Here is a 20,822-nt window from a genome sequence, read left to right on the forward strand (position 1 = left end):
AATAGGAAGGAGTTACTATGTCAGATATTTTTAAAGCATCGAACCTAAGCTTCCTATTACAAGGCCTAGGGCTAACACTTTATATCTCATTTGTTGCTATCGTTTTATCAACAATATTTGGAACAATTCTAGCTGTTATGCGTAATGGGAAAAATCCCATCTTACGTATCCTAGCTAGTATCTACATTGAGTTTGTCCGCAATGTCCCTAACCTCTTATGGATCTTTATTATCTTCTTGGTTTTCCAGGTCAAATCGGTTCCAGCCGGGATTATCTCCTTTACCGTTTTTACCTCTGCTGCTTTAGCTGAGATTATCCGTGGGGGATTAAACGCTGTTGACCACGGGCAAACAGAAGCAGGGTTATCTCAAGGTTTTACCACTTTTCAAATTTTCACCATCATTGTCTTCCCACAAGCCATCCGCAAAATGTTACCAGCTATTATTTCACAGTTTGTAACCGTTATAAAGGATACGTCCTTCCTTTATTCTGTGATTGCGTTGCAAGAGCTATTTGGTAAGAGCCAAATTTTGATGGGGCGTTACTTTGAACCAGAACAAGTCTTCACACTTTATGGTTTGGTCGCTTTAACTTACTTTGTGATTAACTTTATTATCTCAAGCCTTTCACGCCGACTGGCAAAACGCTGGGAAAAAAGTGCTGTATAAAATAAGCTAGGTCACATAGAGACCTAGCTTATTTTTTATATGATATTTTTTCTTATTCTGATCTCCTTCTAAAATCATAACTCATCATCTGGCTACTATCTTTTATAGGACAAATGGTTGCACAAACTCGAAAAACGTCCCATAACATCTCTTCTGTGAAGACTTGCTTGACCTTGCCTGCAGAATAAATCTGTCCCTCTTTTAAAGTAATAATGTAGTCAGCATATTTAGAAACAAGAGAAAGATCATGTAAGACTAGCACAATGGTTTTATGATACTCTTTTTGCAATCTTTTCAATAACTCTATGAACTCAATTTGATGATGAATGTCTAGATAGGATGTTGGCTCATCAAGAAAGATATACTTCGTATCCTGTGCCAAAACCATTGCTAAAAAAGCACGCTGCTTTTGTCCACCACTTAAAGATAAAACAGATGACTTTTGATAAGATGTCATATCAACCCAGTCAATAGCTTTTCGACATAATTCTAAATCCTCACCACTCATTGAGGAAAACAGACGTTTATTATGCTGTCGGCCTAGACCTACTAAATCTTCGACTGTCATATGGTCTTGAAGGTTAGGAAATTGTGATAAAAAAGCGACAACTTTCGCTCTCTCCCTGTGGCTCAACCGATCAATCTTAGCACCGTCAATACAGGTGAAACCAGATGTCGGTTTTTCTAAATGTAGCATACTCTTTAATAAAGTTGATTTTCCCGATCCATTTGGTCCAATCAAAGCAATGAGTTGCCCCTCTTCTATTTCAAGAGAAATATCCTGTAAAATTTGTTTTTTGTCGTAGAAAAAATTGAGGTTTGAGACTGAAATCCCCATTATTCACTCCTTCTTTTCAATAAAATAATGATAAATCCTAGAGCACCAAAAAATCCAAGAAAAATATTAGTTGGTAAAACAGTAGAAAAAGCATAGTGAGCTAACAAATCACTTAATAAAATAGCATTAGCTGTCATAAAGCTACTACTTAACAAATAAAGTAGCCAACTTTCCTGATAATAAGGACGCATCACATATAAACTGGTAAATGCAACAAAAGGAAAGCTAGAGCCTAACAAAAGCCCCAACGCTAAGGCAAATGACATCAAGAAAAAATAATACACATGAAGAGTTCGTACCGAAATCCCCAAACCATACAAAGTCTCTTCATCTAAAAACAAGAATTTAAAATAAGGAAAGCTGACGACAAACATTAAAACGACTAAGGTGGTTAAAGCTCCCATCATGACAGCGTAATCTAAGTCGATATGATCAAAATTCCCTTGCATTAGTAAAGAAAAGATGTCTTTGATTTCAGGAGAATAGGTTTTTAAATAAGACAAAATGGTTGATAAAAAACTGTTAGCACCAATACCGACTAGCAACATCAAAGTCCCATCTAAAGAACCATTTTTTCCTTTAGAAAAACGGTACATGAAAATAGAAAACAGCAAGACAAACAGGGTAGAGAGAAAAAGAATTTGCCAGTAGGAGAGTTGACGCATGGCAGGACTATATAAGTATAATAAGGCCAAAGTTGTTATGGCCACATTTTGATAGCCCAAAGCGGTCGGCTCTGCTAAATCATTTTTTGATAAAGTCTGCAAGATAAGAGTTGATAAAACAGCTAATAAACTACTCGATAAAATCGCTAGAATCGCAGGTAAACGCATATGATGATTGTCCAAGCTGATAGTAAAGACTTACTAGAAGACAAACTCAAAGAATCAGCTGTCTGGCAAGACCTAACTGCCGTCAAAAATAAAAAAGTTATCTATGCGGACTATTCCACTTGGATGTTAGGATTTGGTGTCGTTTCTCAAGAGAAGATTATGGATCAAATTGAAGATAACTGGATAAACTAGCACAAAAGCTACCCAATCAAATCTGATTGAGTAGCTTTTTCATTTGTTTTCCTTTTTCTCTGACACATTTTTCAAGGGATTTGCCCGATTGGGCGTAGAGACCTTTGCGATTAAAATAACTTCTCTCCCAATCTTTTTGACCAATAGAAAAGACTAGTTTGGGAGAGCGAAAACCGTGACAAGTTTTTTTTCGAAACAAGGGATCATGATGCTCAATAGGATGGACATCCAATGCTCGATGTAAAGCATCATTTCGATAGGCATAATTAAAACTAGCTCCATTAATCACACCATTGTCTGTCTGTTTTTGTGGAGTCATAACATCAAGAAAATCCCCATCCTGAGATAGAATAAACTCCGTATGAAAATCAAGCAAGATTTTAAGGTTTATCTGAGATTTTCCATCTGGATAATAAAGCTGACCATTTTTTATGGCTAATTTATTGTGTAGTCGAGAAGACTCTTTAAACGTATAAGGTTGCCGTCTTCTCAAATATGGAGACTTTATTTTTACACTCTTTAGATAAGACAAGAGGGCTTCACGATCGGTTTGAGTTTCTTTACCATAGTGGTCTCTAACCCACTGAGATTGTTGAAGAGAAATCAGATAACGACATTGATGTATCTTTTTTTCTAAAAGCCCCTGTTGACTTAAACTCTCCTTAGGAAAGGCTAACTGAACACATTGTGCCAAGCTTTTCCAAAACCTATCATGAGGTGATAAATCGGATGAAAAACCTCTCAATAATTGTCTCACTTCCTCATCTTTTCCTGATAATTCTTCTGGAAAATCTAGCTGTTTAAGCAAAATTTGAAGTAAATTCTTGGCTTCTTTTGAAGATCGAGGTTGCGCTAGATCCCAAAGAGCCTTAAAGGAAGGAGAGCCAACCAACATCACCTCCTCAAAATATTCGTGATGCCGATAATGATCAAAAAAAGTAGAAACCAAGTTTGGTGGCCAACCATAGTCTAACAAACACTTAAGAATCTGTTTTTGTTTCAGTAAATTTCTCAAAACTTCCCTCCCGAATCACTTATTTTCATTATAAAGCTTTTCACAAAAAAAGTAAAAAATCCTTCATTAGCTCTCACCATTTCAAGCCTGCTAAACATTTTTGGTTACTAGGGATAAACCGTAATAAAAATAGATTGAAGAAAAGTATTCCATAAAGGACTACTTCTTCAATCTAAATATGATTTTATTAGCTTTTTTTCTGTGGTTAATCGTCCTCAGAAGTCACACGAGATTTACGGGCAATATCCGCTAAAATCGTGTTCACAAACTCGTCAACTGATTCAGTATGTGTTTGTTTGCTACCATAACGACGGACGTTGACTGCATTATCTTCCATTTCCTTATCACCAACAATGAGCTGGTATGGAATCTTGCTGGTCTGTGAGGCACGAATCTTGAATTGCATTTTCTCATTACGCTCATCCACTTCTGCACGGACACCATGATCACGCAAACGTTTGGCAACCTCCCAAGCATAATCCGTGTGAGCTTCATTTGACACTGGAATAAGTGTTACTTGGGTTGGCGCCAACCAAGTTGGGAAAGCACCCTTATAGGTTTCAATCAAGATGGCAGTGAAGCGTTCCATAGTCGAGATAACACCACGGTGAATCATAACTGGGCGGTGCTCTTCACCATCAGCACCAATATAGGTCAAACCAAAACGTTCTGGCAAGAGGAAGTCCAACTGAATAGTTGATAGGGTTTCTTCATTACCAAGGGCAGTTTTCACTTGGATATCCAATTTCGGACCATAGAAAGCCGCTTCACCTTCTGCTTCGAAGTAGTCCACGCCCATTTCATCCATGGCACCCTTCAACATACGTTGGGCATTTTCCCACATCTCATCATTGTCATAGTACTTTTCTTTATCCTCTGGGTCACGATAAGAGAGGCGGAAACGATAGTCGTTGAGGTTGAAATCTGCGTACACATCGATAATCAACTGGAGAGCTTTTTTGAACTCTTCTTGGATTTGCTCAGGTGTGACAAAAATATGACCATCGTTAAGTGTCATCTCACGCACTCGCTGCAAACCAGTAAGAGATCCAGATTTTTCATAGCGGTGCATCATACCCAGCTCCGCAATACGCACAGGCAATTCACGGTAAGAACGCACATGGTTTTTATAGACTTGGATGTGGTGCGGGCAGTTCATCGGACGTAGCACAAACTCCTCACCATCACCCATGTCCATGGTTGGGAACATGTCTTCTGAATAATGCTCCCAGTGACCTGAAGTCTTGTAGAGCTCAACAGAAGCCAATGGTGGTGTGTAAACGTGCTGGTAACCTGAGGCTAATTCTTTATCTGTGATGTAGCGCTCCAAGGTACGACGGATAGTCGCTCCATTTGGCAACCAGAATGGCAAACCTTGACCAACTTCTTGGCTAATCATAAAGAGATCCAATTCCTTACCAAGTTTACGGTGGTCACGCTCTTTAGCTTCTTCACGCATTTGAATGTATTTTTTAAGGTCTTTTTTGTCAAACCAAGCTGTCCCATAAACACGTTGCATCATTGGATTTTCACTCTTACCACGCCAGTAAGCACCCGCAACATTTAGGAGTTGGAAAACTTGAATACGACCTGTTGACGGAACATGCGGCCCACGGCAAAGGTCAACGTACTCACCTTGCGTATAAATGGTCAAACCACCTTCATCATCAGAATGTTCCTCAATCAACTCAAGCTTGTAGGGATCATTTTTAAAAATCTCACGCGCCTCGTCTTTTGAAACTTCACGGCGTTCTGATGGGAAATTTTCCTTAACAATTTGACGCATTTCATCTTCAATTTTTGCCAAATCTTCATTTGAGATTTGCCCTTCGCTATTATCCGTATCGTAATAAAAACCATCTTGAATAGCTGGACCAACCCCTAGCTTAATATTTGGAAAATGACGGCGAGCCGCTTGAGCAAATAAGTGAGCTGCTGAGTGACGCAAGATGTCCAAGGCATCCTCATGATCAGGCGTTACGATTTCAAGCGTCCCGTCCTCTTCAATAGCACGAGTGGTGTCAATCAGTTTACCATTAAACTTACCAGCAAGAGCCTTTTTAGCCAAAGACTTGCTGATGCTCTCAGCAATTTCAAAAGTTGTCACGCCAGCTTGGTACTCACGAACAGCACCATCTGGGAAAGTAATTTTAAGCATATTTATCTCCTTTTTATTTATTTTTTAATCCCTAATAACTCTTCTGTTTGAGTTAAAAAGGTTTCCATTTCTTTTTGAATATCAATATCTAGGCGGTCAGCCAGTTCAATCAACCACCAGATATTTTCAGCCAGTTTATGCTCCAAGCTATAGGGCGTTTCATCATAGTACCGACCCTGCTTAGTCATAATGAGACGATTCATATTGCCAATATCATTGGTAAGAGCCAAGAGGTCTTCCTCAATGGACCACTCTTTGTCGTGGTGCTTGAGTTCCAACTCTCTGTAAGCACGACGCACATCTTGACATCGTCTTAATAAGTCATCAGGTAGCATCATTCCTCCTCAAAAAAAATACGACGTCCTCGCAAAAGGACGTCGTAACGTGGTTCCACCTTCATTTATCTACGACAAAAAAGTGTCATAGACCTCATGTTTGGCGATAAGGGAACCACCCTTTTATGTTTGCATAAAATCATACCGAGTAGTGTCAATCCTATCCTCTATGTGCTTGCACCCACCGCACACTCTCTCAAAGATTTCCTAGAATTGATAAGTCTCTAAGTGTTATTATAGCATACAAAGAACATTTTTCAAGCTTTTTATCACATCAATCCTATATCAGGTGACAAATCCCTAATCTAGAAAATCTTGGATCGATTTGACTAACCTAACGGGGGCTTTGACCACTTTGACAGATGTTTTAGCGGTCTGTTTCATGGCTCTCTTAGGCAAGGTAACTGTTTGCTTGACTAATTTCAAGGATCGGTCTTCCAAACTTCCTGCCACTGTAAACGTTAGTTTATCACGTTCTCTCATCTTTTTAGAAATAATACAATCCTGGTAAAAGGCGTAAACAGATTTTCCAAAATTTTCAGCAGAAATCGCGTACAACTTCTCTTGCCACTTAAGCTCAGACTTTTTCGGTGTCGTAATCAAAGCATCTAATATGGCATCAGACAAGTCTGACTGATGATGATACAGCAAACCAAACATAGCATCGTCAATTAAATCAGCTAGATAGGGATTGCTATGCGCAATAATCGGAGTACCACTCGCTAAACTTTCTGTATAAGTCAACCCCTGTGTCTCACTAGTTGAAGCACTGATAAAGAAATCAGCCGCTTTATAATATCGAGCAGTCTCATCTGGATTAATCATACCAGTAAAGATAACATGCTCGGTTATCTCCAATTGAGTGGCTAAATCTTTCAACTCTGACAAATATGGACCATCGCCTACAATGACAAGTTTGATGTTTTCATTTTGTGTTAGGACTTCTGGAAGAGCGGTTAAAATAGCCTGAATATTTTTTTCATAGGAGATACGTGAAAGACTAAGTAACATCGTCTCATCACTTGTAAGCCCTAATTCATCTCGCAATTGTAAACTGGATTCTTCCGTAATATCTGGACGTAAATATTTCTCTAATTCTATTCCTGTTGGAATAATCTTTTTAGGAATTTTAACCGCATAGCCATCAAGAACATTTAAGACAATACGACTGGGACAAATCACACCATCTAAATCGTTAAGGTAACCTCGCACAATATACTTAACCATACTTGGTGTGATCACCTTACCCTTAGCAAAATAGTGAACATAGTCTTCATATTGCGTATGATAGGTGTGAATAACAGGAATTCTCAAGGCTCTCCCTATCATTTTTCCTAGCAAGCCCATACCAAACTCTGTCTGAGTGTGAATAATGTCCAACTGATATTTTTTAGCGATCCGATAAGATGACATAATGCCTCGATAAACCACTCGACGATCTGTAAACGAAATAAAAGGAACACTAGGCAATCGAATAATGGTTTCATCTTCACCATGTTTTAAATGCTTATCAGTAGTAGTAAAAATATAAACATCGTGGCCTAGTTTTTCTAACTCTTGTTTTAACGTTCGAATACTTGATGCCACACCTGATACCTGTGGAAAATAAGTATCTGTAAAAAGACCTATCCTCATCTTATAACTCCATGACTTTTTGATAAACTGTACCTAATTGACCCGCAATTCGCTCAATACTACGACTTTCTGCGACTCGGTAACCTTCTTTTCTCTTATCTACTTCTCCAGCTAAAATAGCGGATAAAGCTGCCACAAAATCTTCAACATCCTTACCAAATACCGTCGCTGTTTCATCTAACCACCCCTCATAAACAGGGATATCTCGTAAAACGGTATGCTGATGACTCGCTAATGCCTCTAAGACAACGATACCTTCTGTCTCCTCATAAGAGGGGAAAAAGAATGCATCCGCTCCACTCATAGCCCCTTCAAAAACATCTCCTTTGATATAACCTGCAAACGTCACGTTAGAAGGATGATGCTTTGTGACGATTCGTCTAATCTTAGCTGGAATAACCCATTTATTCGTTTCACCAAACCAAATAAAACGAACATGAGGCATTTGTTCTGCCACTTTGACAAAATCTTCAATTCCTTTTCTTTTAAAATAAAGGGCTGCGCAAATCACTACTTTTTCGTTCGGCTTGATATTAAAGTAAGAACGAAAAGCCTCCTCTTTAGCTGAATCTTTTTGATAACGGCTCAAATCAATCCCATTAGATACTGCTTCAATGGGAGTTTTCACACCATAGCCAGTAATTAACTCTTTAGAATAGGGTGTCGGAGTAATGATAAAATCTGCTTTATGATAAAAATGACAAAGGTAACGTCTAAATAAAGGTGCTAACAGGTTACTTCCAATAAAGGAATTTCTAAAATCTTCTTCCGTAGAATGCCCATGCATGATAACCTTTTTGCCAGCCTTTTTAGCTCTGTCCATTAAACGCCAGCTTTTAAACCCATAGGTATTGATATGAACAATATCATATTCCTCTTCTGGATTGGTGGTATAAGGAATCTCTTTAAGAGATAGGGCACGCTCTTGATGTTTAATAGCACGACCAATTCCTGACTTTCTTAAATAATGTTCCGCCTCTAGATACAGTAAAATCTTCATATTGCTATTATATCTTATTTTTATCTAAAATTCATCCCAATACGAAAAGACAATAAAAAGAGCTCCCTCACTTCCAAACATATCGGTCAGGGCCAAAATAGTTACTGGACTATTTTCCTCCCATCACCGAACACCTCAAACTGTCTAAATGACAGCCTGAGGTTGGAAATGAAGCGAACTCTTTACTTTGTTGAACCACGTTTAGTGATGCCGTGATTTAAGATAATCTCTTTTTCGTCTAATTCTTCTTTGTTCATGATTTTAGTCAACATCCTCATACTAATTGCCCCTAAATCATAAACAGGTTGGCTAATGGTCGAGAGGTTAGGACGAGTATATTTTGTAATTGGGGAATCATTACTTGTAATGATTTCAAAATCTTCTGGGACAGATTTACCCATCGCAAAAAGACCATTTTGAAGACCTGCTGCTAATTCATCAGAAGTGACATAGGCTGCCGTTGCACCTGAATTTACCACACGCTCTGCTAATTCAAAACCTTCATCATAACGGTACTTCGCTTCAAAAACTAACCCTTCACTAAAATCTAATTGATTAACTTTCAAACCGTCCTTATATCCTGTCAAACGAATCTTACCATTAATATCGTCAATTAAAGGACCTGAAACAAAGGCAATTTTCTGATGATTTTCAGCTAAAATAGCAATCACATCTTTTACCGCTTGCCCATAATCAATATTAACACTTGGCAATTGATGATCTAAATCAACCGTTCCAGCCAAAACAACAGGCGTACGAGAGCGTGAAAACTCTGCTCTAATTTTGTCTGTTAGGTGATAACCCATAAAAATAATACCATCAACCTGTTTAGCAAACAAAGTATTCACAACATTTACTTCTTTATCATCATCTTCATCACTAGAAGCCAAAACGATATTATACTTGTACATGGCAGCAATATCATCAATCCCACGCGCCAAGGTTGAAAAATAACTATTAGCAATATTAGGGATAACTACCCCAACTGTTGTTGTCTTTTTGCTTGCTAAACCTCTTGCCACAGCATTTGGACGATAATCCAAACGCTCAATAACCTCAAGGACCTTCTTTCGTGTATTTTCTTTTACATTTTTATTTCCATTAACAACACGGCTAACGGTTGCCATAGAAACGCCCGCTTCACGAGCAACATCATAAATAGTAATAGTTTCATCAGTGTTCATAAGCGACATCCTTTCTATTCTGAAAATCATGCTTTCATAATTATAATACCACCTTTTGAAAACACTTTCAAGCAAAATAAATGAAAATCTTTGAAAAAATCATCAAACACTTGATTTTTCAGTATTTTTTTGAAAAAATAGAAGACAAAAGGAAGGTAATGTTATGTCTAAAATTACGCAACTACTCCACTCACTTGAAGCAAATCAGATTGCTTGTGCGGTGATCTCTGATCCTGTTTCTATCAACTATCTCACAGGCTACTATGGTGATCCTCATGAAAGACATATGTATCTTTTTGTCATCTCTCAAAAAGAGCCGCTACTTTTTCTACCAGAATTAGATGTGGCGCGTGCTCGTCAAACTGTTAATTTTCCTGTCGTGGGTTATGTTGATTCTGAAAATGCTTGGGAAAAAATTAAGGCTGTTCTGCCAAAAACAGATTTCCAACAAGTTGCTCTTGAGTTTGATCACCTTAACCTGACTAAGTTTAGAGGATTAGAAAGTGTCTTTTCATCTGAATTTGTCAACCTCACACCTTATCTCAATCAAATGCGTTTATTGAAATCCTCAGATGAGATTGACAAAATGCTCTTTGCTGGTCAACTCGCAGATAAAGCTGTTTCTATTGGTTTTGATGCTATTTCTCTTAAACAAACAGAAACAGATATTGTTGCCAAAATCGAATATGAAATGAAACGTTTAGGTTACGATATGAGTTTTGAAACCATGGTCTTAACAGGAACTAATGCTGCTAATCCTCATGGTATTCCAGCAGATAATCCTATTGAAAACGATGCACTTCTGCTTTTTGACCTTGGTATCTCAGCTAATGGCTATATGTCTGATATGACGCGAACGGTAGCTGTTGGTAAACCTGATGCTTTCAAAGAAGAGATTTATCACCTCTGCTTAGAAGCCCAACTAGCTGCCCAAGACTTTATCAAACCTGGTGTTACAGCTAGTCAAGTTGATCAAGCTGCACGCGAGGTCATTGAGAAAGCTGGTTACGGAGAATATTTCAACCATCGACTTGGACATGGCATCGGAATGGATGTCCATGAATTCCCATCTATTATGGAGGGAAATGATCTTGTTATCCAAGAAGGCATGTGTTTCTCAGTAGAGCCAGGAATCTATATCCCTGGAAAAGTAGGTGTCCGCATTGAAGATTGTGGTTATGTGACCAAAACTGGCTTTGAAACCTTTACTAAAACCCCAAAAACACTCCTTCGATATTAAGCACACCATCCAAAAAGCAACGATCTCAAAATCGTTGCTTTTTTATTTATAGCTTACTTAAATTTAACCAAGCCCTTGTTCTTCTGCTACTAATTTTTTGTCATAGGCACGAACAAATGGATAGTAGATGAGAAAAGCTGTTAGAGCACACAACAAGGATAAGATAATCGCACGCCAGTCAGCTGTTCCAAGAAAAGCACCTATTCCAACTGGGGTTGGCCATGGCACTTGTGCAATAACAGCGTTTACAAGATTGAGCTTCATAGCAAAGTAGTAAACTGTTGCAGATGCAATCGGTGCAAGCATAAATGGAATAGCTAGTGCAGGATTGTAGATAATTGGAAGACCAAAGATCAGTGGTTCATTGATATTAAAGATGCCTGGTACAATAGAAGCTTTACCAATAGCACTTAGTTGCTCTGATTTGGCACGTGTTGCAAGCCAAATACATAGTCCCAAAGTAGCACCAGATCCACCTGCAATGACATACATATTTGAAAATTCACCTGCGACGATAAAGCGAGCACCGTCTGCATTGGCTGCCATATTAGCCAGTGCAATGGGACTAACAAAAGCAAAGATAATATTAGCACCATGAATCCCAACAATCCAAAGAGCTTGTGTCAAAAGATAAATAATGACTAAACCAATCCATGAGTTTGTTAAATTAGCAACGAATCCAAATGGAATGGCAATCACTTTAAAGATATCGGTTCCCAAAGCAACTAAGATACCATTAACCGCAATCATAAAGAAAGCCACGACAAAACTTGGAATCAAAGCTGTAAAACCACGAGAAACACCTTCTGGTACTGAATCAGGCATTTTAATAACCCAGTTATTCTTCACACAAAGGCGGTAAAGTAAAACTGCTGCAATCGCCATGAGGATAGCTGTAAAAATACCTGTTGTTCCAAAACGAGCAACACCACCACCCATTTGCCATCCATCTACAACAATGGTTCCATCCGCATCCAATGTATGAATGGCAGACATCACACCATCTTTAAACACAATCTGTGGCACTGTCATGATAAAGGCGAAAAGAGATAGGAGCGCACCATTAATTGGTGTTAGGTTCAAACCTTCTTCCTCAGCATAAATCTTAGTGAGTTCATAACCAATAACCAAGTTAAAGTAAAGAGATAAACATCCCATAGTTGCTGTATTAGCGACCATATAAAGACTGGTGAACTTATTAAATGAGGCATCAAAGATATCCCCCACTACAGGCCAGAATGAAAAGGCTAGAGGTAAAATACTAAAAACGAGAAACATTGATCCGACAATCGTAAATGGTACTGCTGCCATCCCTGCAGCTGTGATAGCCCGAACAACTTTATACTGTGCAATTTTTCCCATTGGTCCCATTAAGTATTTTTCAAGGAAACCAAATAATCCGTTTTGTTCTTCCATATTAGAAATCTCCTTCTAAATATTTAGTAAAATTGTTGCATCTTTTGAAAACGGTGGTAATAAGTATCTCTATCTTCTTTAATCTCAGTGATACGGTGAAGATTGATTCTAATCAATATAAGACCTAAAATTTGAAGACCTATCAAAAATAGACGAGCTTGCCATTGGTCTGAAAAAATAGGAAAGACAGCCCTACCAAAATTGAAAGATAGTAATACCAACAAGACAAGGTTAATGATCCCTTGAGCTTGTAAAGCCAGCTTCGTTTGTTTTAGTCGAACAACCTTATTTCCATATAGTCTGACTTGCTCTGAACAAGCCAAAATCTGTAAGAATAATAATAAGGTCGGAGCCAATATCAAGAAGCTCGTTTTATAAGCCAAGATCAATAACCAGTAAAGATTAGCAAAGAAGAAAATGGCTAATGAGTATCTAAAAAGCATCAAACGATTGAAGGCATTATTTTTTTCAATTTGCTGACGTTTTAAGGTTTGTGCATCAATAGTTTTAGTTTTTTGACTCATCGTTTTATCCCCCTAAGCTATTTTTTGATGCAAAGCTAGCATCTCTAGAGCGACCTCTCGCAAGGTCATAGTGGTCATCAAGTGATCTTGCGCGTGCACCATAATGATTTCTATTTTAATCTCCACACCACTAGCGTAATTTTGTAGCAGTGACGTCTGTGCATGATGGGCTGCTAATAGCTCTGTATTGGCATCTTCTAACTTTTGCTTGGCTTCTTCATACTGCCCTTCTCTCATAAAGCCAAAGGCTTCATGGACAAGACTTCTGGCGTTACCGCTACTTAGAATAATTTCAAAAGCAACAACTTGCAATTCCTCTGTATTCATAAAACAACCTTTCTATATAATGGATAAGAATAACTGTTTAAATTCCTCATAGGACTGAGAGTGAATCATTTTTTCCTTAATATCAGACCGCTCAGTGAGACGAACTAAAAGTTGGGTTAAGTCTGACAAACCATCATTATCATGTACGGAAGGTGAGACCAGAAAAACTAATTTAATGTGATGAAACTGCTCATCCCAGTCTAGCCCATTTTTAACAACAGCAACACCAATCTTATGCTGCTTGTCAAAAGCTTTTAAGGGATGAGGAACGGCTATATCTTGATCAAAGACAACTGAACTCATCTTTTCTCTTTGAATTATCAAATCCAAAAGATGATACTTGTAACTCACTTCCTCTTGTTCATTAAAACAGTCCACTAAAGCATTTAAGACCCCTGCCTTATCTGTTTTCTCAAATACTTGAAAGTAATTTGGTGAAAAATATTGGTCAAAAATACTAGCCAATTGATTGGCTTTACTAATGATTGGTCTAGAAGTACTTCCTGATAAGGTAGAGAGAACTTGTTTTATGGCTAAAACATCCTCACTTTTTAGAAAAACACTCACCGTTACAACAGGAACACTAAAAACCAACGTGGACAAATCAATTGAGGAGATAATCAAATCAACTCCAGTCAACAAGTCATCATTGATATCATAATAACCAACAACATCAACCACATGAACCTGCCTACTCAATTCATTGAGTAGGCGATGCTTTAGCATCTGTGCAGAACCATATCCCGTTGCACAGATGACTAAAACATTCACCTTTTCATCTTCTTTATACCGCTCAAGAGCTGCCATCAAATGTAGTGCAATATAGGCTAACTCATCATCTGACAGGTGGTAATCCTTAAAGAAAACAATCTGATTAACCAATTCTTTCGTCAACTCAAAAGGCTCCTGATAAAGAGATCGCACCTCTTCTAATAAAGGATTTTTTAGCTGAATCTTATTTTTTAAACGCTCTACCAAAACTTCCATATGGGTAAGTAAGCCCTCAATCAAGGTAAAATCTCGACTAAAAGCTAAACCATAACGTTCATCACACCTCTCAAGTGCTAACATTAAGTCTGATCGCAAACTCTGTTCAATATCAAGATAACGTTCTTTGGTACTGTACTTCCCTTTTGAAATTAAGTGTAGGGCAATATAGTCTGCCTCTTCTTTTGGAAAAATAATTCCTGTCATGCGTTCTAAACGATGGACTATGTGCTTTGCAATCACCAATTCATGAGCAAATTTCTCTTGATCTAAATAAATAGGAGTCATTTGAAATCCATCCATGACCCGTTTTAGAGCAAGCGCAATATGGACTACCAAATTTTGAATGACAAAATCAGATAAAGATAGTTTCCCGTTTCGGCATTCATCCAAAACAACGATGGTCAATTCTTCAAAACTAATGGGTAAATTCAAGATTTCCTCACTAATATAGTTTTGAAAGTTTTTCATAAAATGACCACTAAAAAAGTAATCCATGATGAAGCGCCGTTTATGGTGTTCTGCCCCTTCAACAAAAATCCCTCTATTAGCACGACTATTAATGTTAAGATGGTAATCAGACAAAATCCTACGAATCTTCTTCACATCTGATGATAAGGTTGAACGACTCACAAAGAGTTGATCTGCTAAATCATCAAACAAAATATCTTTTTGTTCAAAGATCAACTTATTGATGATATAGTAATGACGATCTGTAATGTCGGTATTTTTCTGACCAACTTTAACCAGATCTTCACCGACTAAGTTAAAAAATTCTTCCTCATCAGATACTTGAAGTTGATAACCATATCCCTGTTTAGAAAATAGCGATACCCCTTCGAGAGTTTTAAAAGATTCTGAAAGTGATTTTAAATAAGTCCTTACTGTACGGTCGGAGCAGTTCACTTGTTCTGCCAATTCTTTACTCGTCACAAACTGGTTTCGATGTTGAAACAAGTATTGGGCGATACTTTTTTCTTTTTGACTTAACATCGTTTCTCCTTTTATAGCAATAAGAACTATTTTATACCAATTTAACCTAGACGCCTAGAGTTTCTGTGATTAAATTAGCCATTTTTTCAATTCCCATAGGAATTGGAATATAAGCTTGTGGTGGAATTTGGACAACAGGTTTATCAACTTTCTGCCCCGCCTCTTGAAATTGTTTGAAAAACATCTTAGTCTGTGGACTGACAAGGTAAAGATCAAAATCTGCTGCAGCAATTGCTTTACCACCTTCTGTAGCACTAATGGCATCTACCTCAATATCATGACCTTTAGATTTTAAAAACTCAGTTGTTTTTTTAGCCATCAAAGATGATGACATCCCTGCTGCACAAATAATCAATGCTTTTGTCATAAGTTTATCCTCCGAAATAATGTTATCTTTTTGATAGTTCTAGTATAGATGATAACGCTTACAAACACAATAGTAAGCTTTTCCTTAGTAATAAGGAAAAAATAAATATGACCTTATACATAAAAAGAACTCGGTGATAGCACACCAAGTTCTCCTTTTATCTCTAGCCTTGCATCCAATTTTTAGTAAAGACAGAAACATCTTGTGATTGGATACCAAATTCTTGAGCTAACAGTTCTCGAATCTTTTTATCATTAACCAAACTCTCCACCACATAAGAAGTCTGATTGTTCACTTCAATGTCAAGAATAGCCATCATATCAGCACTCTTTGTCAAATCAGGAACCTCTATACCATTTAAAAATTGAATAACATAAACAGTTGTCTCTCCTTTCCCCGAACGACCAGGCGCTAGCAGCCTTTTATATAACCAAATAGTAAACCACGCGAAGACTAAAAAAATCCCAATTCCTAAAATATAAGACACTAGCTCTCCCATCTGACAGGCTCCTTTCTTTAGGCTAACTCTAATCTCTGAATAAAGGATGTGAAAGCGACTTTTGTTTCATAGAAAGCGTTTTCTTTTAGTATAGCCCCTTTTATCCTCTTTGTCAACTCACGTTATTTATACCTCAATTTACAGATGAGTATGGTTCCTGTCAACAACAGACTGACCCCATTTGCCAACATGAGAGGAATATCACCAATATTGATACCATGCCAAAACCATAAAGCAATACCAGATACAGTCATGGCATACATCCCAAGAGAAATTGCCGAAGTATCCTTTGTCTGAAAAATTTTAATGACCTGTGGAACAAATCCAAAAGTTGTTAATAATGCTGCCACTAATCCAACCATTTTTCTCCTCCTTATCAACAAAAATAGATAAGAAAAACCTTGTAGGAAAGGAGATTAATTCCCTACAAAGTTTCTCATCTTTAGACTTCCTCACCATTGCTTGCAATGACTTGCTTATACCAATTAAATGATAATTTGGGTGAGCGTTTGTAGCTACCTTGTCCCTCATCATCTTTATCAACATAGATAAAGCCATACCGTTTTCTCATCTCACCTGTACCAGCCGAAACTAAGTCAATACAACCCCATGGCGTATAGCCCATCAAATCAACACCATCTTCATCAACAGCCTTAATCATCTCTTTGATATGAGCCCCTAAGTACTCAATGCGATAATCATCATGCACCATACCATCTTCTTCTACTTGATCAATAGCACCAAAACCATTTTCCACAATAAAGAGAGGCAAACGGTAAGCATCGGTAAACCAATTTAGTGCGTAACGAAGACCTTCTGGATCAATCTGCCATTCCCAATCAGATGCCTTAACATAAGGGTTTTTAACCAAATCTTCTGTTTCAAGATAGTCAAAATACGGATTATTTTCACGATGCGCATCAATAGCAAAAGACATGTAGTAAGAAAAACCAATATAATCCACACAACCTGCTAGTAAATCTTTCTGATCTTGCTCAGTAAAGTCTAAGGAAATCCCTTTACGCTCCAGGTACTTCACAATATGTTTTGGATAACGCCCAAAAACATGTACATCTGTAAAGTAATAACGTTTTTGCATCGCTTTTTGCGCCATTAAAATATCTTTAGGATGGCAAGTCGCAGGATAAATTGGACACATGGCAATCATACAGCCGATCTGAAAATCAGGATTGATATCATGACCAATTTTAACAGCACGAGCCGAAGCCACCAATTCATAATGGGCAGCTTGGTACATAATCGCTTCACGATCTTCACCTTCTTGATAAACAATACCAGAGTTTGTAAAAGGAGCAAAGTCCTCTTGATAATTTGCTTGGTTATTGATTTCATTAAAGGTCATCCAATATTTAACTTTGTCCTTGTAGCGTTTAAACACAACCTCAGCAAAACGCACAAAGAAATCAATCACCTGACGATTTCTAAAACCACCATACTCCGTCACCAAATGATAAGGGAGTTCAAAATGTGACAAGGTTACAACCGGTTCAATCCCATATTTTAAGCACTCATCAAACAAGTCATCATAAAATTGAAGACCTGCTTCATTCGGCTCTTGTTCATCCCCTTTTGGAAAAATGCGTGTCCAAGCTATTGAAGTCCTAAAGCATTTAAAGCCCATTTCTGCAAATAAAGCAATATCTTCTTTGTAACGATGATAAAAATCAATCGCCTCGTGGTTAGGATAATATTTCCCCTCCACAACGCCTGCTGTAATCTCCCGAGCTACCCCGTGACGACCTGCTGTCATCACATCTGCTACACTTAGACCTTTACCACCTTCTTGCCAACCACCTTCTAGTTGATGAGCAGCTACTGCGCCACCCCATAAAAAATTATCTGGTAATCTAGACATGACATTTCCTCCTTGAATCTGATAACTCTAGTTTAATCCATTTTTATCTCCTCCACCACCTTGATTTTTTCCTTAATAATAAGGAAAAAGACCATCCCAAAGGATGATCTTTACTTCGTCATTCGAGATTTTTTATAACGTCGGATAACCTCTAAACCAATTGCCAACAAGATAAAGAAGATGCCTCCTATAATGGCTAATAACCATTTGTTGTTAAGGAGCTTATCGGTTACCTTTGTCTCAGCAGTAGATTTTCCTGTCACTAATTGAGCAGCTGAATCAATAATATTGGTGGACGCTTCTTCAACTTTTAATGTATCTGACAAGTTAGGGCTAACACTTTCAAGACCATTTTCGACGGATAAAACACCATCTTTCACCTGTAATTTAGGCTCTTCACCTTTTTTCACGGTCGCATAAAAATCTTTTTCTAAATGATAAGTTTTACCATCAATCTCATGGTCTCCTTTTGAAAAAATCTTTTTATACTCGTAATCGGCATAAGCTTTCTCTAAAAGAGCATTTCCAAAAGGATGACGATAATATTCACCATTTTGATCTGACCAGTCACCCACTCCCATGATCACTTCAACTAGACGTTGCTCACCTCGTTTTGCAGTTGCGATATAGTTAAAGGCACCTCTTGGACTTGAACCAGTCTTTAAGCCATCTACACCTTCAACACCATACAAAGCACCTTCTACTGAGTAATTGTAAGTTTCAAAGGTCTCCTCATAAGGTGTTCCTGCTTTAACGGTCACAACAGGATCATCAGTATGATCTAAAAATTGTGGATACTTTTTAACAAAATTGGCACTCAAAATTGCCATATCTCTAGCTGTCGTCTCATTGGCTGCATTATTGTCATAACGCGTTGGCAGATAATACCCTTCAAACGAAACCGCTGCTGCACCACTAGCGTTAAACCACTTGGTATTAGTCATCCCTAGCTCTTGAGATTTGGCATTCATCATATCCAAAAACTTATCTGGATCATTATCAGAAATTACATTTGCTAGCATCACCGTCGTCACATTTGAAGAAGGGACCGCAGTCATAGTAATCAACTCACTAACAGTATAATCAACCCCTGACACAATCTTATTATTAGAAATAGCATAAATACCAGCAATCGCTTGATCAACATCCGTAGCAGTGATGACCGTATCTTCTGACAATTTCCCTTGTTCAATCGCTTCATAAGTCAAGTAAAGTGTCATCAACTTACTCATACTCGCAGGGTCGCGTACCTCATCTGGATTATCTTGCCATAGTATGTCCCCTGTGTTAGCATCAATAATAATGGAAGATTTAGGTCTATTAACCTCACTCACCTCATAACCAGCTGCACGGGTAATATCCATCAACTCATCCGCCTGAGCAAGTCCTTGAAAACTCAGTCCTAGAACAAGTAAACTTGTAAAAACTAACTTCTTTATCATTATTTCTCTCCAAATTTTATATACTTTCTCAGTATAGCATATTTTGGTAAAGAAATATAGAGTATTAATCTTGAAAATCCTATTTATCTCTCCCTTCTTTTAATCCCCAAATTTCAAGTTGAAGTTAGCCACCCAAAAGAAATTCACTTGGCGACTTGTAGTCCAAGCATTTTTTAGGGTAGTTATTAATCCAATTTTCGATAAAAGCGACTTCTTTCGGAGTCGTTTTCTTGGTTCCTTTAGGTAACCATCTCCGAATCAATCGATTATGGTTTTCATTTGAACCTCTTTCCCATGAAGAGTAGGGATGTGCATAGTAGATATGTTCCTCAGGAAACACTTCAACCAATCGACTAAATTCCGAACCATTATCTGCAGTTATTGATAAAATATGATACTCAGCTATTAGTAACCTAAGTGCCTGATTGACAGATTCAGCAGTTTTATTTGGAATTAATCTTATGATTTGGTGTCTACTTCGTCGGTCGGTTAAGACTAAAAGACACTGATTTTTCGCTCTGGTTAGTAGAACTGTATCAATTTCATAATGACCGTTTTCCAATCGAAGATTGATGACCTCCGGTCGCTCTTCAATTGATTTACCAGCTGGCTTAAAGTTCGGACTGGCTTGCTTCTTGACAGCTTTCCATTTTCTAGGATAAAGCATATCCGCTTTTGTCAAACCTAAATGACCATTATGAAACCAATAGTAGATAGTTGAAATACCAACTTTCACTTGCTTCTTCTTAACCATCATTTCAGGCGAAAATTTTTGCTTATGATAGTGTAAAATCTTCTCTTTCATTTCTTTCGTTAGGATTATCTTTTTAACCGACCGTTTTCGATTGGATTGGTAAACAGTTTGTGCATAATCAGCAGAATAAACTTTCTTGTAGACCCCTTTTCGCACTTGTTGTAAGGTTGTCCCACGCTTGATTTCATTATGAATTGTTTGAGGAGCCTTTCCAAGCAAGCCTGCAATTTCACGATTGGACTTATTTTCAAGTTTCCACCGCTCAATCAAGCGACGGTTATCTATTGTCAAATGTTTCCCTTTTGGTGTATAATACTTTTGCATCTCTGTGCCTTTCCTTGTGTTTGTGGTGAACAACAAGTATAGCACAGAGGTGTTTTCTTATACCTTACATCAGATTTCATTTGACAACAGGAACCCTTGAAGCTGTTTTTTCAGCTAAACCAAGGCTATGATTAGCCTTGGGCACCTAGCCTAACAGCTTCAAGCCTGTTATCAAATGAAATCATCAACTTACTCAAACATAGTGAAACATCTAA

At 37.8% G+C, this 20,822-nt stretch carries 21 protein-coding genes; 3 read left to right on the forward strand and 18 right to left on the reverse strand.

From position 1 onward, the window contains the following. The first annotated feature begins 17 nt into the window (after window positions 1-17). Entirely contained in the window at window positions 18-668 is a 651-nt protein-coding gene (locus ACEE75_RS08040; RefSeq protein WP_447574760.1) for an amino acid ABC transporter permease, read from the forward strand. A 52-nt stretch (window positions 669-720) separates the two neighbouring features. Here ACEE75_RS08040 and ACEE75_RS08045 read toward each other — a convergent pair whose 3' ends face one another. Together ACEE75_RS08045 and ACEE75_RS08050 are read right to left on the reverse strand one after the other, a co-directional pair. Next, window positions 721-1,506 (reverse strand): ABC transporter ATP-binding protein, encoded by a 786-nt coding sequence (locus ACEE75_RS08045; protein ID WP_447574761.1) that lies wholly within the window; start codon window positions 1,504-1,506, stop codon window positions 721-723. Next, the gene (locus ACEE75_RS08050) at window positions 1,506-2,339 is read right to left on the reverse strand and encodes an iron chelate uptake ABC transporter family permease subunit (RefSeq protein WP_449164856.1); all 834 of its coding nucleotides are present in this window, start codon (window positions 2,337-2,339) and stop codon (window positions 1,506-1,508) included. The genes ACEE75_RS08045 and ACEE75_RS08050 overlap by 1 nt, the downstream gene beginning before the upstream one ends. Here ACEE75_RS08050 and ACEE75_RS08055 point away from each other — a divergent pair, their 5' ends adjacent. Further along, a complete protein-coding gene (locus ACEE75_RS08055) occupies window positions 2,340-2,531 on the forward strand; it encodes a hypothetical protein (RefSeq protein ID WP_447574763.1) in 192 nt (63 codons plus the stop codon). A gap of 16 nt (window positions 2,532-2,547) precedes the next feature. On the opposite strand, the gene ACEE75_RS08060 is transcribed toward ACEE75_RS08055, so the two are convergent. From ACEE75_RS08060 to ccpA, 6 genes are all read right to left on the reverse strand, one after another. Continuing rightward, entirely contained in the window at window positions 2,548-3,546 is a 999-nt protein-coding gene (locus ACEE75_RS08060) for a DUF3114 domain-containing protein (protein WP_447574765.1), read from the reverse strand. 205 nt (window positions 3,547-3,751) lie between these two features. After that, window positions 3,752-5,704: a threonine--tRNA ligase gene (thrS, locus tag ACEE75_RS08065; protein ID WP_427894506.1), complete on the reverse strand. Its 1,953-nt coding sequence runs from the start codon at window positions 5,702-5,704 to the stop codon at window positions 3,752-3,754. Between the two features lie 17 nt (window positions 5,705-5,721). Then, a complete protein-coding gene (locus tag ACEE75_RS08070) occupies window positions 5,722-6,039 on the reverse strand; it encodes a MazG-like protein (RefSeq protein WP_447575330.1) in 318 nt (105 codons plus the stop codon). Between the two features lie 300 nt (window positions 6,040-6,339). Continuing rightward, the gene (locus ACEE75_RS08075) at window positions 6,340-7,674 is read right to left on the reverse strand and encodes a glycosyltransferase family 4 protein (protein WP_447575331.1); all 1,335 of its coding nucleotides are present in this window, start codon (window positions 7,672-7,674) and stop codon (window positions 6,340-6,342) included. A gap of 1 nt (window position 7,675) precedes the next feature. Then, window positions 7,676-8,674 (reverse strand): glycosyltransferase family 4 protein, encoded by a 999-nt coding sequence (locus ACEE75_RS08080; RefSeq protein ID WP_447575332.1) that lies wholly within the window; start codon window positions 8,672-8,674, stop codon window positions 7,676-7,678. A 182-nt stretch (window positions 8,675-8,856) separates the two neighbouring features. Further along, the gene (ccpA, locus tag ACEE75_RS08085; RefSeq protein WP_354369716.1) at window positions 8,857-9,858 is read right to left on the reverse strand and encodes a catabolite control protein A; all 1,002 of its coding nucleotides are present in this window, start codon (window positions 9,856-9,858) and stop codon (window positions 8,857-8,859) included. Between the two features lie 163 nt (window positions 9,859-10,021). Here ccpA and ACEE75_RS08090 point away from each other — a divergent pair, with 163 nt between their 5' ends. Further along, window positions 10,022-11,098 carry a M24 family metallopeptidase gene (locus ACEE75_RS08090; RefSeq protein WP_447575333.1) on the forward strand — a complete coding sequence of 359 codons (1,077 nt, stop codon included), beginning with the start codon at window positions 10,022-10,024 and terminating at the stop codon, window positions 11,096-11,098. A gap of 63 nt (window positions 11,099-11,161) precedes the next feature. Here ACEE75_RS08090 and celB read toward each other — a convergent pair whose 3' ends face one another. The 10 genes from celB to ACEE75_RS08140 all read right to left on the reverse strand — a co-directional run bounded on the left by celB (window position 11,162) and on the right by ACEE75_RS08140 (window position 20,607). Further along, complete coding sequence (gene celB, locus ACEE75_RS08095) at window positions 11,162-12,514, reverse strand: PTS cellobiose transporter subunit IIC (protein ID WP_447575334.1); 1,353 nt, start codon at window positions 12,512-12,514, stop codon at window positions 11,162-11,164. A 23-nt stretch (window positions 12,515-12,537) separates the two neighbouring features. Then, the gene (locus tag ACEE75_RS08100) at window positions 12,538-13,038 is read right to left on the reverse strand and encodes a hypothetical protein (RefSeq protein ID WP_447575335.1); all 501 of its coding nucleotides are present in this window, start codon (window positions 13,036-13,038) and stop codon (window positions 12,538-12,540) included. Between the two features lie 12 nt (window positions 13,039-13,050). After that, a complete protein-coding gene (locus ACEE75_RS08105; RefSeq protein WP_427894490.1) occupies window positions 13,051-13,365 on the reverse strand; it encodes a PTS cellobiose transporter subunit IIA in 315 nt (104 codons plus the stop codon). Between the two features lie 12 nt (window positions 13,366-13,377). Further along, window positions 13,378-15,345, reverse strand: a complete 1,968-nt coding sequence (locus tag ACEE75_RS08110) for a BglG family transcription antiterminator (RefSeq protein ID WP_447575336.1) — start codon at window positions 15,343-15,345, stop codon at window positions 13,378-13,380. 46 nt (window positions 15,346-15,391) lie between these two features. Continuing rightward, window positions 15,392-15,712, reverse strand: a complete 321-nt coding sequence (locus ACEE75_RS08115; protein ID WP_354369710.1) for a PTS cellobiose transporter subunit IIB — start codon at window positions 15,710-15,712, stop codon at window positions 15,392-15,394. Window positions 15,713-15,875: 163 nt separating this feature from the next. Further along, window positions 15,876-16,211, reverse strand: coding sequence for a hypothetical protein (locus tag ACEE75_RS08120; protein WP_354369709.1), 336 nt, complete (start codon window positions 16,209-16,211; stop codon window positions 15,876-15,878). A 122-nt stretch (window positions 16,212-16,333) separates the two neighbouring features. Continuing rightward, on the reverse strand, window positions 16,334-16,573 hold the full coding sequence (locus ACEE75_RS08125) for a SemiSWEET transporter (RefSeq protein ID WP_354369708.1): 240 nt from the start codon (window positions 16,571-16,573) through the stop codon (window positions 16,334-16,336). Between the two features lie 80 nt (window positions 16,574-16,653). Beyond that, window positions 16,654-18,087, reverse strand: a complete 1,434-nt coding sequence (locus ACEE75_RS08130) for a 6-phospho-beta-glucosidase (RefSeq protein WP_449173622.1) — start codon at window positions 18,085-18,087, stop codon at window positions 16,654-16,656. A 110-nt stretch (window positions 18,088-18,197) separates the two neighbouring features. After that, window positions 18,198-19,529 (reverse strand): DUF1958 domain-containing protein, encoded by a 1,332-nt coding sequence (locus tag ACEE75_RS08135; protein ID WP_449173623.1) that lies wholly within the window; start codon window positions 19,527-19,529, stop codon window positions 18,198-18,200. A 124-nt stretch (window positions 19,530-19,653) separates the two neighbouring features. Next, window positions 19,654-20,607 (reverse strand): IS30 family transposase, encoded by a 954-nt coding sequence (locus ACEE75_RS08140; RefSeq protein WP_172054378.1) that lies wholly within the window; start codon window positions 20,605-20,607, stop codon window positions 19,654-19,656. Window positions 20,608-20,822 lie beyond the last annotated feature (215 nt).

The sequence above is a fragment of the Streptococcus sp. 11273D007BT genome (assembly GCF_053547195.1).

What these genes read in the sequence shown, in the direction of transcription:
- ACEE75_RS08140 (WP_172054378.1), bottom strand. Translation starts at nt 20,607, where the DNA reads ATGCAAAAGTATTATACACCAAAAGGGAAACATTTGACAATAGATAAC.
- ACEE75_RS08040 (WP_447574760.1), top strand. Translation starts at nt 18, where the DNA reads ATGTCAGATATTTTTAAAGCATCGAACCTAAGCTTCCTATTACAAGGC.
- ACEE75_RS08045 (WP_447574761.1), bottom strand. Translation starts at nt 1,506, where the DNA reads ATGGGGATTTCAGTCTCAAACCTCAATTTTTTCTACGACAAAAAACAA.
- ACEE75_RS08075 (WP_447575331.1), bottom strand. Translation starts at nt 7,674, where the DNA reads ATGAGGATAGGTCTTTTTACAGATACTTATTTTCCACAGGTATCAGGT.
- ACEE75_RS08110 (WP_447575336.1), bottom strand. Translation starts at nt 15,345, where the DNA reads ATGTTAAGTCAAAAAGAAAAAAGTATCGCCCAATACTTGTTTCAACAT.
- ACEE75_RS08120 (WP_354369709.1), bottom strand. Translation starts at nt 16,211, where the DNA reads ATGGGAGAGCTAGTGTCTTATATTTTAGGAATTGGGATTTTTTTAGTC.
- ACEE75_RS08055 (WP_447574763.1), top strand. Translation starts at nt 2,340, where the DNA reads ATGATGATTGTCCAAGCTGATAGTAAAGACTTACTAGAAGACAAACTC.
- ACEE75_RS08105 (WP_427894490.1), bottom strand. Translation starts at nt 13,365, where the DNA reads ATGAATACAGAGGAATTGCAAGTTGTTGCTTTTGAAATTATTCTAAGT.
- thrS (WP_427894506.1), bottom strand. Translation starts at nt 5,704, where the DNA reads ATGCTTAAAATTACTTTCCCAGATGGTGCTGTTCGTGAGTACCAAGCT.
- ACEE75_RS08100 (WP_447575335.1), bottom strand. Translation starts at nt 13,038, where the DNA reads ATGAGTCAAAAAACTAAAACTATTGATGCACAAACCTTAAAACGTCAG.
- ACEE75_RS08050 (WP_449164856.1), bottom strand. Translation starts at nt 2,339, where the DNA reads ATGCGTTTACCTGCGATTCTAGCGATTTTATCGAGTAGTTTATTAGCT.
- ACEE75_RS08080 (WP_447575332.1), bottom strand. Translation starts at nt 8,674, where the DNA reads ATGAAGATTTTACTGTATCTAGAGGCGGAACATTATTTAAGAAAGTCA.
- ACEE75_RS08070 (WP_447575330.1), bottom strand. Translation starts at nt 6,039, where the DNA reads ATGCTACCTGATGACTTATTAAGACGATGTCAAGATGTGCGTCGTGCT.
- ACEE75_RS08125 (WP_354369708.1), bottom strand. Translation starts at nt 16,573, where the DNA reads ATGGTTGGATTAGTGGCAGCATTATTAACAACTTTTGGATTTGTTCCA.
- ACEE75_RS08130 (WP_449173622.1), bottom strand. Translation starts at nt 18,087, where the DNA reads ATGTCTAGATTACCAGATAATTTTTTATGGGGTGGCGCAGTAGCTGCT.
- celB (WP_447575334.1), bottom strand. Translation starts at nt 12,514, where the DNA reads ATGGAAGAACAAAACGGATTATTTGGTTTCCTTGAAAAATACTTAATG.
- ACEE75_RS08090 (WP_447575333.1), top strand. Translation starts at nt 10,022, where the DNA reads ATGTCTAAAATTACGCAACTACTCCACTCACTTGAAGCAAATCAGATT.
- ccpA (WP_354369716.1), bottom strand. Translation starts at nt 9,858, where the DNA reads ATGAACACTGATGAAACTATTACTATTTATGATGTTGCTCGTGAAGCG.
- ACEE75_RS08135 (WP_449173623.1), bottom strand. Translation starts at nt 19,529, where the DNA reads ATGATAAAGAAGTTAGTTTTTACAAGTTTACTTGTTCTAGGACTGAGT.
- ACEE75_RS08115 (WP_354369710.1), bottom strand. Translation starts at nt 15,712, where the DNA reads ATGACAAAAGCATTGATTATTTGTGCAGCAGGGATGTCATCATCTTTG.